Source organism: Pseudomonas sp. AF03-9, assembly GCF_020515815.1.
Classification (GTDB): domain Bacteria; phylum Pseudomonadota; class Gammaproteobacteria; order Pseudomonadales; family Pseudomonadaceae; genus Aquipseudomonas.
Window position 1 is genome coordinate 200255 of record NZ_JAHPJF010000006.1, and the last position, 13443, is coordinate 213697.

The 13443-nt window shown below is 62.1% G+C and carries 14 protein-coding genes; 1 reads left to right on the forward strand and 13 read right to left on the reverse strand.

The annotated features are described in order from the left end of the window. Positions 1–44: 44 nt before the first annotated feature. The 13 genes from LIY36_RS11955 to LIY36_RS12015 form a co-directional block, all read right to left on the reverse strand. Positions 45–962 carry a S66 peptidase family protein gene (locus LIY36_RS11955; RefSeq protein ID WP_226455804.1) on the reverse strand — a complete coding sequence of 306 codons (918 nt, stop codon included), beginning with the start codon at positions 960–962 and terminating at the stop codon, positions 45–47. A 150-nt stretch (positions 963–1112) separates the two neighbouring features. Beyond that, positions 1113–2114, reverse strand: coding sequence for a lipoyl synthase (gene lipA / locus LIY36_RS11960; protein ID WP_166794335.1), 1002 nt, complete (start codon positions 2112–2114; stop codon positions 1113–1115). A gap of 26 nt (positions 2115–2140) precedes the next feature. Then, positions 2141–2788, reverse strand: a complete 648-nt coding sequence (lipB, locus tag LIY36_RS11965) for a lipoyl(octanoyl) transferase LipB (RefSeq protein WP_226455805.1) — start codon at positions 2786–2788, stop codon at positions 2141–2143. Then, a complete protein-coding gene (locus LIY36_RS11970) occupies positions 2788–3063 on the reverse strand; it encodes a DUF493 domain-containing protein (protein WP_192299032.1) in 276 nt (91 codons plus the stop codon). The genes lipB and LIY36_RS11970 overlap by 1 nt, the downstream gene beginning before the upstream one ends. 83 nt (positions 3064–3146) lie before the next feature. Beyond that, on the reverse strand, positions 3147–4304 hold the full coding sequence (locus tag LIY36_RS11975; RefSeq protein WP_192299033.1) for a D-alanyl-D-alanine carboxypeptidase family protein: 1158 nt from the start codon (positions 4302–4304) through the stop codon (positions 3147–3149). A gap of 179 nt (positions 4305–4483) precedes the next feature. Continuing rightward, positions 4484–5482 carry a septal ring lytic transglycosylase RlpA family protein gene (locus LIY36_RS11980; protein ID WP_192299034.1) on the reverse strand — a complete coding sequence of 333 codons (999 nt, stop codon included), beginning with the start codon at positions 5480–5482 and terminating at the stop codon, positions 4484–4486. Continuing rightward, complete coding sequence (gene mltB / locus LIY36_RS11985) at positions 5482–6492, reverse strand: lytic murein transglycosylase B (protein WP_192299035.1); 1011 nt, start codon at positions 6490–6492, stop codon at positions 5482–5484. Before mltB ends, LIY36_RS11980 begins: the two co-directional genes overlap by 1 nt. 17 nt (positions 6493–6509) lie before the next feature. Beyond that, complete coding sequence (rodA, locus tag LIY36_RS11990) at positions 6510–7613, reverse strand: rod shape-determining protein RodA (RefSeq protein WP_226455852.1); 1104 nt, start codon at positions 7611–7613, stop codon at positions 6510–6512. Positions 7614–7644: 31 nt separating this feature from the next. Beyond that, positions 7645–9543, reverse strand: coding sequence for a penicillin-binding protein 2 (gene mrdA / locus LIY36_RS11995; protein ID WP_192299036.1), 1899 nt, complete (start codon positions 9541–9543; stop codon positions 7645–7647). 15 nt (positions 9544–9558) lie between these two features. Beyond that, positions 9559–10026 (reverse strand): 23S rRNA (pseudouridine(1915)-N(3))-methyltransferase RlmH, encoded by a 468-nt coding sequence (gene rlmH, locus LIY36_RS12000; protein WP_003176297.1) that lies wholly within the window; start codon positions 10024–10026, stop codon positions 9559–9561. Positions 10027–10035: 9 nt separating this feature from the next. Beyond that, on the reverse strand, positions 10036–10530 hold the full coding sequence (rsfS, locus tag LIY36_RS12005; protein ID WP_003176298.1) for a ribosome silencing factor: 495 nt from the start codon (positions 10528–10530) through the stop codon (positions 10036–10038). A 69-nt stretch (positions 10531–10599) separates the two neighbouring features. Next, positions 10600–11244, reverse strand: coding sequence for a nicotinate-nucleotide adenylyltransferase (nadD, locus tag LIY36_RS12010; protein ID WP_120450098.1), 645 nt, complete (start codon positions 11242–11244; stop codon positions 10600–10602). Then, complete coding sequence (locus tag LIY36_RS12015) at positions 11244–12509, reverse strand: glutamate-5-semialdehyde dehydrogenase (RefSeq protein ID WP_226455806.1); 1266 nt, start codon at positions 12507–12509, stop codon at positions 11244–11246. Before LIY36_RS12015 ends, nadD begins: the two co-directional genes overlap by 1 nt. Positions 12510–12684: 175 nt before the next feature. On the opposite strand from LIY36_RS12015, the gene LIY36_RS12020 reads away from it, so the two are divergent. Next, positions 12685–13368 (forward strand): DNA-3-methyladenine glycosylase, encoded by a 684-nt coding sequence (locus tag LIY36_RS12020; RefSeq protein ID WP_226455807.1) that lies wholly within the window; start codon positions 12685–12687, stop codon positions 13366–13368. Positions 13369–13443: the final 75 nt, after the last annotated feature.

Below are 13443 nucleotides of genomic sequence, written 5' to 3' on the forward strand. Positions count from 1 at the left end.
CGGATGTGGTGGCTTGCCAGCGATGACGGCACCACAGGCAACAACTATTTAAAGACTACATCCTGCTCCAACACCACCCGCTGCTCCCCCGCATCCAAACGCACCAACGCGCCCATCGGCAGCGTCAGGTTCGGATCACAATGCCCACTGCGCCAACCGGCCAACACTGGAATGCACAGCGGTTCAAAGGTCTGTTTGAGCAACCGCTCCAGCGCCATGCCGTCCACACCCGCTACATCGCCCACCAGCACCCCCGCCACCTGGGCCAGCTTGCCTGCCAGGCGCAGGTGTGTGAGCAGGCGGTCGATGCGGTAAATCGGCTCGTTGACGTCCTCGATCAGCAGGATGATGCCCTCGGCATCGATTTCGTATGGCGTCCCCATCACCGCTGCGATCATCGACAAGTTGCCCCCCAGCAAGCGCCCACAAGCGATGCCAGGTGCAATCGTGGTCAACGGGTAGGCCACCGGGTGCGCCAGCACGCTGCCGGCACCGAGATCGCCGCGCAGCAGGCCCAGTAGCGAAGACTCGGTGGGCGGTTGCTTGCCGCCCAGCAGGTCGGCATTGAGCATCGGCCCGTGGAAGGTCACAAAGCCGGCGTGGCGGTTGATCGCCAGGTGCAGGGCGGTGATGTCGCTGTAGCCCACGAACGGTTTGGGATTGGCGCGCAGCAGGTTGAAATCCAGGCCATCGAGCATACGTGGCGTACCGTAGCCGCCGCGCAGGCAGAAGATGGCGTCGATCTCGGGGCTGGCGAAGGCGGCGTGGAGGTCGCGCAGGCGCACTTCATCGCTGCCGGCGAGGTAGCCGTCGCGCTCGTAGACGCCAGGGAAGATGTGCAGCTCGTAGCCTCGGGCGCGCATCCATTGGCCGGCTTTTTCGACGTCCAGTGCGGCAGGGCCGGCGGGGGCGATCAGGGCGATGGTGCCTTCTGGTCGCAACGCAGGTACGGCAATGCTCATCCACAATTCTCCCTAAATAACGCAGAACGAAATGTGGGAGCGGGCTTGCCTGCGATGCAGGCACCTCGGTGTATCAGTCGCACCGAGGTGATGCTATCGCAGGCAAGCCAGCTCCCACACAAGCCCGCTCCCAAATTTGAGCAGCGGTATTTACGAAACCAGGCTCGCCTTGACCAGTTTGGCCTGCTCGTCAGCGTGGTACGAAGAACGCACCAACGGGCCCGACGCGACGTTCTTGAAGCCCATCTTGTAGCCTTCCTCGGCGAACCAGGCGAAGGTGTCCGGGTGCACGAAACGTTGCACCGGCAAGTGGCTGCGGGACGGTTGCAGGTACTGGCCCAGGGTGAGCATGTCGATGTCGTGTTCGCGCATGCGCTTCATGACTTCGATGACTTCTTCGTCGGTCTCGCCCAGGCCCAGCATCAGGCCGGATTTGGTTGGGATGTGCGGCATCATCTGCTTGAATTTCTGCAGCAGGGTCAGCGACCACTGATAGTCCGACCCCGGACGCGCAGCCTTGTACAGGCGTGGCACGGTTTCCAGGTTGTGGTTGAACACATCCGGCGGCTCGGCGGCGGTGATTTCCAGCGCCACGTCCATACGGCCACGGTAGTCCGGAACCAGGGTTTCGAGCATCACGTTCGGCGACAGCTTGCGGATCTCGCGGATGCAGTCGGCAAAGTGCTGGGCACCGCCGTCACGCAGGTCGTCGCGGTCAACGGAGGTAATCACCACGTACTTGAGGCGCAGGTCGGCGATGGCGATGGCCAGGCTTTCCGGCTCGTTGACGTCCAGTGGCTTCGGTCGGCCGTGGCCCACGTCGCAGAACGGGCAACGACGGGTGCAGATGTCACCCATGATCATGAAGGTGGCGGTGCCGCCGGAGAAGCACTCACCCAGGTTCGGGCACGAGGCTTCTTCGCACACGCTGTGCAGCTTGTGCTTGCGCAGCAGGGCCTTGATACGGTCGACTTCCGGCGAAACCGGGATGCGCACGCGAATCCAGTCGGGTTTCTTCGGCAGTTCGGTGGTCGGAATGATCTTCACCGGGATGCGTGCAACCTTCTCGGCGCCGCGCAGCTTGACGCCGGCTTCCACCTTGGCACGCGGGGCCGGGGCCGGACGTTCGGTAACGTCCACCGTCGGGATCATGGTTTGCACTGCATCAGTAGTCATAATCAGTCGATTCCGCCCGTAAGGGTCGTCTGCTCAGCATAGTCGAGGTGTTTGACGAGCTGCGCACGCAGCCGGGCACTTACCTCGGCAAATTTAATCGGTGTGGCGTGTTCGCTCAGCTGGGTCATCGCCAGCCCGGCATAGCCGCACGGGTTGATCCGGCGAAACGGTGCGAGGTCCATGTCCACGTTCAGGGCCAGGCCATGAAACGAACAACCGTGGCGAATCCTCAAGCCCAGGGAGGCGATTTTCGCGCCATCCACATACACGCCAGGGGCATCGGGCTTGGCCGCGGCGCTCACGCCGTAACTGGCCAGCAGCTCGATCAGGCAAGCCTCCATGCGGCTGACCAGATCACGCACGCCAAACCCTAGCTTGCGCACATCCAGCAAGAGGTATGCGACAAGTTGTCCGGGGCCATGGTAAGTCACTTGGCCACCTCGGTCGACCTGCACCACCGGAATATCCCCCGGCACCAGCAGGTGCTCGGCCTTGCCGGCCTGGCCCTGGGTAAACACCGGCGGGTGTTCGACCAGCCAGATTTCGTCCGGGGCCGACGTACCGCGCTCGTTGGTGAACCGCTGCATGGCATGCCAGACCGGCTCGTAGGCCATCTGGCCGAGCTCGCGAAAGCCCAGGACGCCTGGCATCAAAGCACCATGTGCACGAAGCCGGTGGCCCGCAGTTCGCTGTTGATGTCGTAGAGCTGGTCTTGACCGGTCGCAACGATGTGCAACTGGATCGTGGTGTATTTACCGTTGGTGCTCGAACGCTCGTCCACCCGGTTGTCGTTGATCGTCGCGTGTTTACGCACGATCTCGATAATCTTGTCTTTGTTGCCCACGCCGGTATCGCTGATCACTTTGACGGGATAGTCCGTCACTGGGAATTCGATCTTTGGCGCCTTTACTTCGGTATCGGTCATGGCGTAACGGCCTCGTAAGCGTAAGCCTTGGCGACGACAAAGCCCCGCGTCGGATCAACGCGGGGCTTTGCAGATGCTCAGTGTCAGTTGAACAAGCCGTAGAAGAATAGACGGATGCTATCCCACACGCGGCGGAAGATGCCACCTTCGTCGACGGCGTCCAGCGCGATCAGGTCGGCGCTGTGCACCACCTTGTCGTCCAGCTTCACTTCGACTTTACCGATCACATCACCCTTGGCGATTGGAGCAACCAATTGCGGGTTCATGGTCATGCTGGCGGCGAGCTTTTTCAGCTGGCCTTTTGGCATGGTCAGGGTCAGGTCTTCAGCCAGGCCGGCCTTGACTTGGTGGGTCGCGCCCTTCCAAACCGGCGCCTGTGCCAGTTCGGCACCCTTCTGGTAGAAGGTCTGGGTTTCGAAGAAACGGAAACCGTAGGTCAGCAGTTTTTGCGTCTCGGCCGCACGGGCCTGCTCGCTGTTGGTGCCGAAGACCACGGCGATCAGGCGTTGGCCATCACGTACGGCGGACGACACCATGCAGTAGCCGGCTTCGTCGGTGTGACCGGTTTTCAGGCCATCGACGGTCTTGTCACGCCACAGCAACAGGTTGCGGTTAGGTTGCTTGATGTTGTTCCAGAAGAATTCTTTCTGGGAGTAGATCGCGTAGTGCACCGGGTCGACACGAATGATCGCGCGCGCCAGGATCGCCATGTCGTGAGCCGACGAGTAGTGCTCCGGGTTCGGCAGGCCGGTCGGGTTCATGAAGTGGCTGTTGGTCATGCCCAGGTCAGCGACGGTTTTGTTCATCATGTCGGCGAACGCATCTTCGCTGCCGGCGATGTGCTCGGCCAGGGCCACGCTGGCATCGTTGCCGGACTGGATGATGATGCCGTGCAGCAGGTCGCTGACAGTCACCTGCGAGCCAACCTTGATGAACATCCGCGAACCGCCGGTGCGCCAGGCGTTTTCGCTGACGGTCACTGGATCGTTTTCGCCGATCTGGCCGCGACGGATTTCCAGGGTCGCGATGTAGGCGGTCATCAGCTTGGTCAGGCTGGCTGGGGGCAGACGCTGGTCACCGTTGCTCTCGACCAGCACGTTGCCGCTGGCGGCATCCATGAGGACCCAGGCCTTGGCAGCCAGTTGCGGGGAAGCCGGCACCATTTCGACCGCCCAGGCGGCCGGGGTGATGATCAGCGAAAGAAGCAGGCACGTGCGTTTGGCTAAGGTGGTGATGTTCATCCGTCTCTCGAAATTGCTTATGGAAACTTGCCCTCTCGGGCAAAACTTATTCAGACAGCCCGCTACCAGACTGTCGCGTGTTCGGTTGCCCGCTCACCCCTTGCCCCTGGGTTTTATTGTTCAACGAGCCAACAACCACGGCTCAGGCACGCATGCATGCCCGAGCCATCAATCCTCTGTTATTCGGCGGTGACCACGCTGGGTTGCCCCAGGTTGGCCAGGCGCACACTGTTCTGTACTTGCGCGACTTCGCTTGGCGAGCTGATCGGGCCCATGCGCACGCGGTGCAGTGTCTGCTGGTTACGCACGATGGAGCTGATGAAAACCGGCGCGTTGACCATGCCGCTGAGTTTCGACCTTAACAGCTCTGCCGCATCCGGGTTGGCGAAAGCGCCCACCTGCAGGTATTGCCCGCCCGCAAGCGAGGCGCCAGGCGCGGCCCGCGGTACAACCACGGTGTCCGGTGCGTGTTGCTGCGGCGGTGGCGTCCATTGTTCGATCTTGCCGGCCGACGCGTTGACTTGCGGTTGCTGGGTGGTCGGCTCATTGAGCATCAACGGCGCCGGCTTGCCACGCTGGGCCCAGTATTGCGCCGGGTCGATGCCTTCGACCTTCACCCGCGCCGTGCCGGTTTCGGCATAGCCGAGCTTCTTCGCGGCGGCGTAGGACAGGTCGATGATGCGATCCGAATAGAACGGCCCACGGTCGTTGACCCGCAGGATCACCGTGCGGTTGTTGTCCAGGTTGGTCACCCGTACATAGCTGGGCAGCGGCAAGGTCTTGTGGGCCGCGCTCATGCCGTACAGGTCATACACTTCGCCATTGGCGGTGTTCTGGCCATGGAACTTGGTGCCGTACCAGGACGCCGTGCCTGATTGCACGTAGGTCTTGGATTCTTGCAACGGGAAGTAATTCTTGCCCAGCACGGTATACGGGTTGGCCTTGTAGGGCCCGGTGTGCAGGGTTGGCGTGGCATCCGGGATTTTCGAGACATCGACGTCCCACCACGGCGCGCCGTCTTTGTGCGCGCGGTTGATGTCCAGGCCCGGCTGGGAACGGACTACCGCCCCCCCGGACTTCTGCGCCGGACCTCGGCTGGTGGAGCAACTGACAACCAGCAAGGACAACGCGGCAAACGCCACCAGCTTGAGCGGTTTGTTGATCGGCGATACCCGCATTACTTGTTGCCCCGTGCTTGGACCAGCATGTCTGACAGCTGATGCACGGCCATGGCGTACATCACACTGCGGTTATAACGCGTGATTGCGTAGAAATTCTTCAGGCCCATCCAGTATTCCGGGCCGTTTTCGCCCTCAAGACGGAATGCCGTGACCGGCATATCGTCAGGCAGCGCATTCTGACTCGACCAGCCCAGCGCCCGCAACTCCCCGACCGTCTTGGCCGGCTCGATGCCCTGGGTCAGGCCTTCATCGGCGCGCTCCCCGCTGACATCCGCGCGGATCACCACAGGTTCGCCGGCCACCCAGCCATGGCGCTTGAAGTAGCTGGCCACGCTGCCGATGGCATCGTCCGGGTTGCTCCAGATATTGATATGCCCGTCGCCGTCAAAGTCCACTGCATAGGCGCGAAAACTGCTCGGCATGAACTGCGGCAAGCCCATCGCACCGGCGTAGGAGCCCTTGAGGGTCAACGGGTCGACCTGCTCTTCGCGGGCCAGCAGCAGGAACTCGCGCAATTCCTTGCGGAAGAATTCGGCGCGCGGCGGGTAGTCGAAGCCCAGGGTCGATAACGCGTCGATCACCCGGTAACTGCCGGTATTGCGCCCGTAAAAGGTTTCAATGCCAATGATCGCCACGATGACCTGGGCTGGCACGCCGTATTCCTGCTCGGCGCGGGCCAGTACCGCTTCGTGCTGGCGCCAGAAGTCCACGCCCCGCGCCACACGGGCGTCGGTGAGGAACATCGGGCGATATTCCTTCCACTGCTTCACGCGTTCGGCCGGGCGGGAGATGGCGTCGAGGATCGCCTGCTTTTTCTGGGCCTCGCGAAACACGCCCATCAGCTGTTCGCCGGCAAAACCGTAGTCACGGGTCATTTCACCGACAAATTCGGCAACCTGGGGTGAACCATCGTAGTCACCGGCCTGCGCCTCTTGCGTTGCGCCCAGCAGGCCAATCAGGCCCATCCAGGACGCGTGCCGAGTCGCCCAGCCGCGCATTACTTGCATTGACATCTTCACCTTATTCAAACCTGTGCGATCCATTTGCGATGCGTATGAATCGACATCAAAACCCCAAACGCTGACAGCAATGTCACCAGCGAAGTTCCGCCGTAGCTAATGAACGGCAACGGCACCCCAACCACCGGCAGCAGGCCACTGACCATACCGATGTTGACGAAAACGTAAACAAAAAAAGTCATGGTCAAGGCGCCGGCCAGCAGTTTGCCGAACAGCGTCTGCGCCTGGGCGGTGATCACCAGGCCGCGACCAATCAACAGCAGGTAGATCAGCAACAGCGCGCAAATGCCCACCAGGCCGAACTCTTCGCCCATCACCGCAATAATGAAGTCGGTGTGGCTTTCCGGCAGGAAGTCCAGGTGCGACTGGGTGCCGAGCAGCCAGCCCTTGCCGAACACGCCACCGGAGCCGATGGCGGCCTTCGACTGGATGATGTTCCAGCCGGTGCCCAGCGGATCGCTTTCCGGGTCGAGGAACGTGAGAATCCGCTGCTTCTGATAGTCGTGCATAAAGAAGAACCACATGGCGATCGCCACGGGCACGGCGGCGGCCAGCACGCTGAGGATCCAGCGCCAGCGCAAGCCACCCATGAACAGCACGAAAGCACCGCCCGCGAGAATCAGCAGCGAGGTGCCGAGGTCGGGCTGGCGCACAATCAGGATGAACGGTATGCCGATCAGGATCAGGCTGATACCCACGTGCTTGAGCTGCGGCGGCAAGGTGCGCTTGGACAGGTACCAGGCGATGGTCGCCGGCATCAGAATCTTCATGAATTCCGACGGCTGGAAGCGAATCACCCCCGGAATGTTGATCCAGCGGGTCGCGCCCATGGCGTTGTGCCCCATCACATCCACCACCACCAGCAGCAGCACACCGGCCACGTAACCGAGCGGCACCCAGCGCGCCATGAATCGCGGCTCCAGCTGGGCAATCACCACCATCGACGACAGGCCCAGGCCGAACGACGACGCTTGCTTGATCAGCAGGTCCCAGTTCTTGCCGCTGGCCGAATAGAGGACAAACAGGCTGCCGGCCGCCAGGGTCAGCAGCAGGATCAGCAACGGGCCATCGATGTGCATGCGTTGCAACAACGTCGCGCGGCGACGCATCACATCCTCGCTGGAGAGGATGCGGTCAAAATTACTCTTCACTGGCCGTAACCTCGGTGCTTGAAGGGGGGCCGCCATATTCGGGCTTGAGCCTGCCGTCGTCGGCCAACAGCCAGGCGTCCATCACTTGGCGCACCACGGGGGCGGCGACACCGGAGCCGGACTCGCCGTTCTCGACCATCACCGCGACCACGATCTTCGGATCGTCCGCCGGCGCGAAGCCGACAAACAAGGCGTGGTCACGGTGGCGCTCCTGGACCTTGGAGCGGTCATATTTCTCGCCCTGCTTGATCGCGACCACCTGGGCCGTACCACTCTTGCCGGCGATGCGGTATTGCGCGCCAATCGCCGCCTTGCGCGCGGTGCCACGGGCGCCGTGCATCACTTGCTGCATGCCGTGGTTGACCTTGGTCCAGTCGGACGGGTCGCGCAGCACGATGTCGGCAATCGGGTTTTCGTCCACCGGTTTCTCGCCTTCGATGGTCTTGGCCAGGTGCGGACGGTTCCAGATGCCTTTGTTGGCCACCAGCGCGGTGGCCTGGGCCAGTTGCAACGGCGTGGCCTGCATGTAGCCCTGGCCGATCCCGAGGATCAGGGTTTCGCCGGGGAACCAGGCCTGGCGGCGGGTCGCGCGCTTCCATTCCCGCGACGGCATCAGGCCAGGGGATTCTTCGAACATGTCCAGGGAGACTTTCTGGCCAAGGCCGAACTTGCCCATGTAGGCAGAGAGGCGGTCGATCCCCAGCTTGTGGGCCAGGTCGTAAAAATAGGTGTCGTTGGAGCGCATGATCGCGGTGTCCAAATCGACATAGCCGTCACCGGTACGGTTCCAGTTGCGGTATTTGTGATCGTAGTTGGGCAGCATGTAGTAGCCCGGGTCGAACACCCGGCTGGAGGCCGTGACCACGCCTGCGTCGAGCCCGGCAATCGCCACCGCCGGCTTGATCGTCGAGCCCGGTGGATACAGGCCGCGCAACACGCGGTTGAACAGCGGCCGGTCGATCGAATCGCGCAACTCGGCATACGCCTTGAAGCTGATACCAGTGACAAACAGGTTGGGGTCGAAACTCGGCTGGCTGACCATCGCCAGCACTTCGCCCGTTGCCGGGTCCAGCGCCACGACAGCACCACGCCGCCCGCCCAGGGCCATCTCCGCCGCTTCCTGCAGCTTGATGTCCAGGCTCAGCACGATGTCCTTGCCCGGCACCGGGTCGGTGCGCTTGAGCACCCGCAGCACACGGCCACGGGCATTGGTCTCGACTTCCTCGTAACCCACCTGGCCGTGCAGTTCCGGCTCGTAGAAACGCTCGATGCCGGTCTTGCCGATATGGTGGGTGCCGCTGTAATTGACCGGATCGAGGCTTTTCAGCTCTTTCTCGTTGATCCGCCCCATGTAGCCGACGGAGTGGGCAAAGTGCGGCCCTTGCGGGTAATGCCGTACCAACTGCGCCACCACTTCCACACCTGGCAAACGGAACTGGTTCACCGCGATCCGGGCGATCTGTTCTTCAGTCAACTCAAACAGGATCGGCACCGGCTCAAATGGCCGGCGCCCCTGCTTCATGCGTTTTTCGAAGACCACCCGGTCTTCCGGGGTCAGTTGCAGCACTTCGACGATCACATCGAGGACCTGCTGCCAGTCGCCGGAGCGCTCGCGGGTCATGCTCAGGCTGAAGCTGGGCCGGTTGTCCGCGACCACCACGCCATTGCGGTCGAAGATCAGCCCGCGGGTCGGTGGAATCGGCTGCACATGCACCCGGTTGTTTTCCGACAGCGTGGAGTGATAGTCGTACTGGATCACTTGCAAAAAATACAGGCGCGCGATCAGCACGCCGATCAACCCCACCACCAGAAACGCACCAAACACCACGCGAGCGCGTACCAGACGTGCGTCTTTCTCGTGGTCCTTGATGCGGATCGGCTGGGTCATCGGGAGGGGCGCAGGCTATTTGTGGTAAGGGTGCCCGGACAGGACTGTCCAGGCGCGATACAGCTGTTCACCGATCAGAATCCTTACCAACGGGTGCGGCAACGTGAGCGCCGACAGCGACCAGCGCTGGTCCGCCCGCGCACAGACTTCCGGCGCCAGCCCCTCGGGGCCACCGACCATGAAGTTGACCGTGCGCGAATCCAGGCGCCAGCGATCCAGTTCCACCGCCAACTGCTCGGTGCTCCAGGGTTTGCCGTGCACCTCGAGGGTGACGATGCGCTCGTTGGGGCCGACCTTGGCCAACATGGCTTCGCCTTCCTGACGGATAAAGCGCGCCACATCGGCATTCTTGCCCCGGGTATTGAGCGGTATCTCCACCAGTTCCAGCGACAGCTCGGCGGGCAGACGCTTGGCATACTCGTGCCAGCCTTCTTCTACCCACTTGGGCATGCGTGAACCGACAGCAATCAGACGCAGGCGCACAGCCGTTCCTTATTCCTGGTCTTTGTTCAGCTTGTCGAAGTGCGCGTGGCCCACTTCCGGGCTGTGGTGCTTGCCATCGGCGGCACGGCTCTGCTCGGCGCCTTTCCACAGACGCTCGAGGTCGTAGAACTGACGGGCGTTGGAAGTCATCATGTGAACGATCACGTCGTCCATGTCCAGCAGGACCCAGTCGCTGTCGCCCTTGCCTTCTTCACCCAGCGGCTTGACGCCTTGGGCTTTGACGGCTTCACGGACTTTATCGAGCATCGCGCCGATCTGACGGTTCGACGTACCGGTGGCGATGATCATGAAGTCGGTGATGCTTTGCTTGTCACGCACGTCCAGCACCTGGATGTCCTGGGCCTTGACGTCTTCCAGGGCCGCCACGGCGACTTTGACCAGCTCTTCGCCAGCCAGCTCTGGGCCAACGTGGGCTTCAACCGGCAGCGGGGCGCTTTTGAAGGTGCCTTTGCGCTTAACTTTGCTTACGTCTTTGTTCGTCATATAAAACTCGTTTTGCTCGTATGTTCGGGTGCTCGCTGTACGACTGTTCGTACGTTCAAGCACGCCTTTTCAGTTCGACGCACGGTAAAGCCCGTGCGCATCGATGTAGGCCAGGACCGCGTCAGGCACCAGGAAACGTACCGACTTACCGCTGGCCAGCAGTTGACGGATCTGGGTGGCGGACACCGCAAGCGGGGTCTGCCAGACGAATGCAATATTCCCGTTCGGCCCGGTCAGGGCCAAGGGGTCACTTACCGACCGCGCGGCCAGCAGGTTGCGCAAGGCATCCGGCGGTTCGCTGTCGGCATCCGGGCGTTGCAGAACCAGGATGTGGCAATGCTGGAGGAGTTCCTCCCAGCGATGCCAAGAGGGCAGGCCGCAAAAAGCGTCCCAGCCCAGAAGCAAAAACAACTGGTCATCGGCGGCCAGTTCGGCGCGCATCAGCTCCAGGGTGTCAACAGTGTAGGACGGTTTATCGCGCTTGAGCTCACGGTCGTCCACCACCAGCGGCGCGATGCCTTCAACGGCAAGGCGCACCATTTCCAGGCGCTGCTGCGGCGACACCTGCGGAGTATCGCGGTGCGGCGGCCGGAAATTGGGGATCAGGCGCAACTCATCCAGCGCGAGGGCATCCGCGACTTCCAGGGCACTGCGCAAATGGCCGATGTGCACGGGGTCGAAAGTACCGCCGAGCAGCCCGATGCGTTTAGCCATCAAGTGCGCACATGACCGTCGCCGAACACCACGTACTTCTCGCTGGTCAGGCCTTCGAGGCCAACCGGGCCGCGGGCGTGGAGCTTGTCGGTGGAAATACCGATCTCGGCGCCCAGGCCATACTCGAAGCCGTCGGCAAAACGCGTCGAGGCGTTGATCATCACCGAAGCGGAGTCCACTTCGTTGAGGAAACGCCGCGCATCGCTGAAATGCTCGGAGACGATCGCGTCGGTGTGCTTGGAGCCATAGGTGTTGATGTGCTCGATGGCCTCGTCCAGGTCATCGACGATCTTGATCGACAGGATCGGCGCAGTGTATTCAGTGTACCAGTCCAGCTCGGTCGCCTCGATCACGTCCGCGCCGAGCAGCGCGCGGGTACGCTCGCAACCACGCAATTCCACACCTTTATCCCGGTAGATGGCAGCCAGCGGCGGCAGCACGCGCTCGGCAATGCCGGCGTGCACCAGCAGGGTTTCCATGGTGTTGCACGGGGCGTAGCGGTGGGTCTTGGCGTTGTCGGCGATGCGGATCGCCTTGTCGATGTCGGCAGCGATGTCGATGTACACGTGGCACACGCCGTCCAGGTGCTTGATCACCGGCACCTTGGCATCACGGCTGACGCGCTCGATCAGGCTCTTGCCACCGCGCGGCACGATGACGTCGACGAATTCCGGCATGGTGATCAACGCCCCAACGGCGGCGCGGTCGGTGGTTTCCACCACTTGCACCACTTCGGCCGGCAATTCGGCCACGGCCAGGCCCTGCTGGATGCACGTAGCAATGGCGCGATTGGAGTTGATGGCTTCGGAGCCGCCACGCAGGATAGTGGCGTTGCCGGACTTGAGGCACAGGCTCGCGGCGTCGATGGTCACGTTCGGACGCGACTCATAGATGATGCCGATCACGCCCAGGGGCACGCGCATCTTGCCAACCTGGATGCCGGACGGCAGGTAGCGCATATCGCGGATTTCACCGATGGGGTCAGGCAGCTTGGCCACCTGACGCAGGCCTTCGATCATGTCGTCGATACGTGCCGGGGTCAGCGCCAGGCGGTCCAGCAGTGCCGGCTCCAGGCCATTGGCGCGGCCGTTGGCCAGGTCCAGTTCGTTGGCGGCGCCGAGCTCGGAGCGCGAGGCATCCAGAGCGTCGGCGGCCGCCAGCAGGGCGCGATTCTTCTGCGCAGTGCTCGCACGGGCGATCAACCGCGAGGCCTGACGGGCAGCGCGACCCAGGCGGGTCATGTAGTCAAGAACGGACTCAGTCATAATCAGGGAGTCTTGGCAGGGAGGAAAGCGGCAGATTATAGCTGTGACGCCGCTCGACTGACAGCGGTGAGGGGCGGATGGTCGAAATGAACTGTAAAAACCTGGGGTTCAGCGGTAATTAAGGCGGGAGTTGTTACTATTCCATCACTTTTAGCCGTATCAACCCCTGACCGCCATGCCCAATTCAGCCACCCAACGCCCCGCCAGCGCCCTGCCCGACAGCTTCTTCGACCGTGACGCGCAGATTCTCGCGCGGGAATTGCTCGGAAAAGTCATACGTCATCGTGTCGGTGAAATCTGGCTTTCGGCGCGAATTATCGAAACCGAAGCCTATTACGTGGCCGAAAAAGGCAGCCACGCCTCACTCGGCTACACAGAAAAGCGTAAGGCTTTGTTTCTGGACGGTGGGCACATCTACATGTACTACGCCCGTGGCGGTGATTCGCTGAACTTCAGCGCCCAGGGGCCGGGCAATGCCGTGCTGATAAAGTCGGCTTATCCATGGGTCGATGAACTGTCCGGGCCAGCGAGCCTGGCGCAGATGCTGCTGAATAACCCCGATGCCAATGGCAGCCCGCGCGCCGCGCAAAAGCTGTGTGCAGGCCAGACGCTGTTGTGCAAGGCGCTGGGATTGAAGGTGCCGATGTGGGATGCCAAGCGCTTCGACCCGCAGAATCTCTACGTTGAAGACGTAGGCCAGGTGCCGACGCAGACCATCCAGACCACCCGCCTGGGCATCCCCAGCGGCCGCGACGAGCACCTGATGTATCGCTTCGTCGATGCTGGCTACGCGCCTTACTGCACACGGAACCCGCTGCGCAGGGGCCAGGTCGAAGGTCGCGATTATTTTTTGATGTGAACTGATTGGCCAGTTATGCCTGCTGAACATCAATTCGCAGGCACAGCAGACCCTATGTTGGAGCGGGCTTGCTCG

Coding starts and splice junctions, on each gene's coding strand:
- LIY36_RS11955 (WP_226455804.1), bottom strand. CDS start 962: ATGAGCATTGCCGTACCTGCGTTGCGACCAGAAGGCACCATCGCCCTG.
- lipA (WP_166794335.1), bottom strand. CDS start 2,114: ATGATCCCGACGGTGGACGTTACCGAACGTCCGGCCCCGGCCCCGCGT.
- lipB (WP_226455805.1), bottom strand. CDS start 2,788: ATGCCAGGCGTCCTGGGCTTTCGCGAGCTCGGCCAGATGGCCTACGAG.
- LIY36_RS11970 (WP_192299032.1), bottom strand. CDS start 3,063: ATGACCGATACCGAAGTAAAGGCGCCAAAGATCGAATTCCCAGTGACG.
- LIY36_RS11975 (WP_192299033.1), bottom strand. CDS start 4,304: ATGAACATCACCACCTTAGCCAAACGCACGTGCCTGCTTCTTTCGCTG.
- LIY36_RS11980 (WP_192299034.1), bottom strand. CDS start 5,482: ATGCGGGTATCGCCGATCAACAAACCGCTCAAGCTGGTGGCGTTTGCC.
- mltB (WP_192299035.1), bottom strand. CDS start 6,492: ATGCAAGTAATGCGCGGCTGGGCGACTCGGCACGCGTCCTGGATGGGC.
- rodA (WP_226455852.1), bottom strand. CDS start 7,613: ATGCGTCGCCGCGCGACGTTGTTGCAACGCATGCACATCGATGGCCCG.
- mrdA (WP_192299036.1), bottom strand. CDS start 9,543: ATGACCCAGCCGATCCGCATCAAGGACCACGAGAAAGACGCACGTCTG.
- rsfS (WP_003176298.1), bottom strand. CDS start 10,530: ATGACGAACAAAGACGTAAGCAAAGTTAAGCGCAAAGGCACCTTCAAA.
- nadD (WP_120450098.1), bottom strand. CDS start 11,244: ATGGCTAAACGCATCGGGCTGCTCGGCGGTACTTTCGACCCCGTGCAC.
- LIY36_RS12015 (WP_226455806.1), bottom strand. CDS start 12,509: ATGACTGAGTCCGTTCTTGACTACATGACCCGCCTGGGTCGCGCTGCC.
- LIY36_RS12020 (WP_226455807.1), top strand. CDS start 12,685: ATGCCCAATTCAGCCACCCAACGCCCCGCCAGCGCCCTGCCCGACAGC.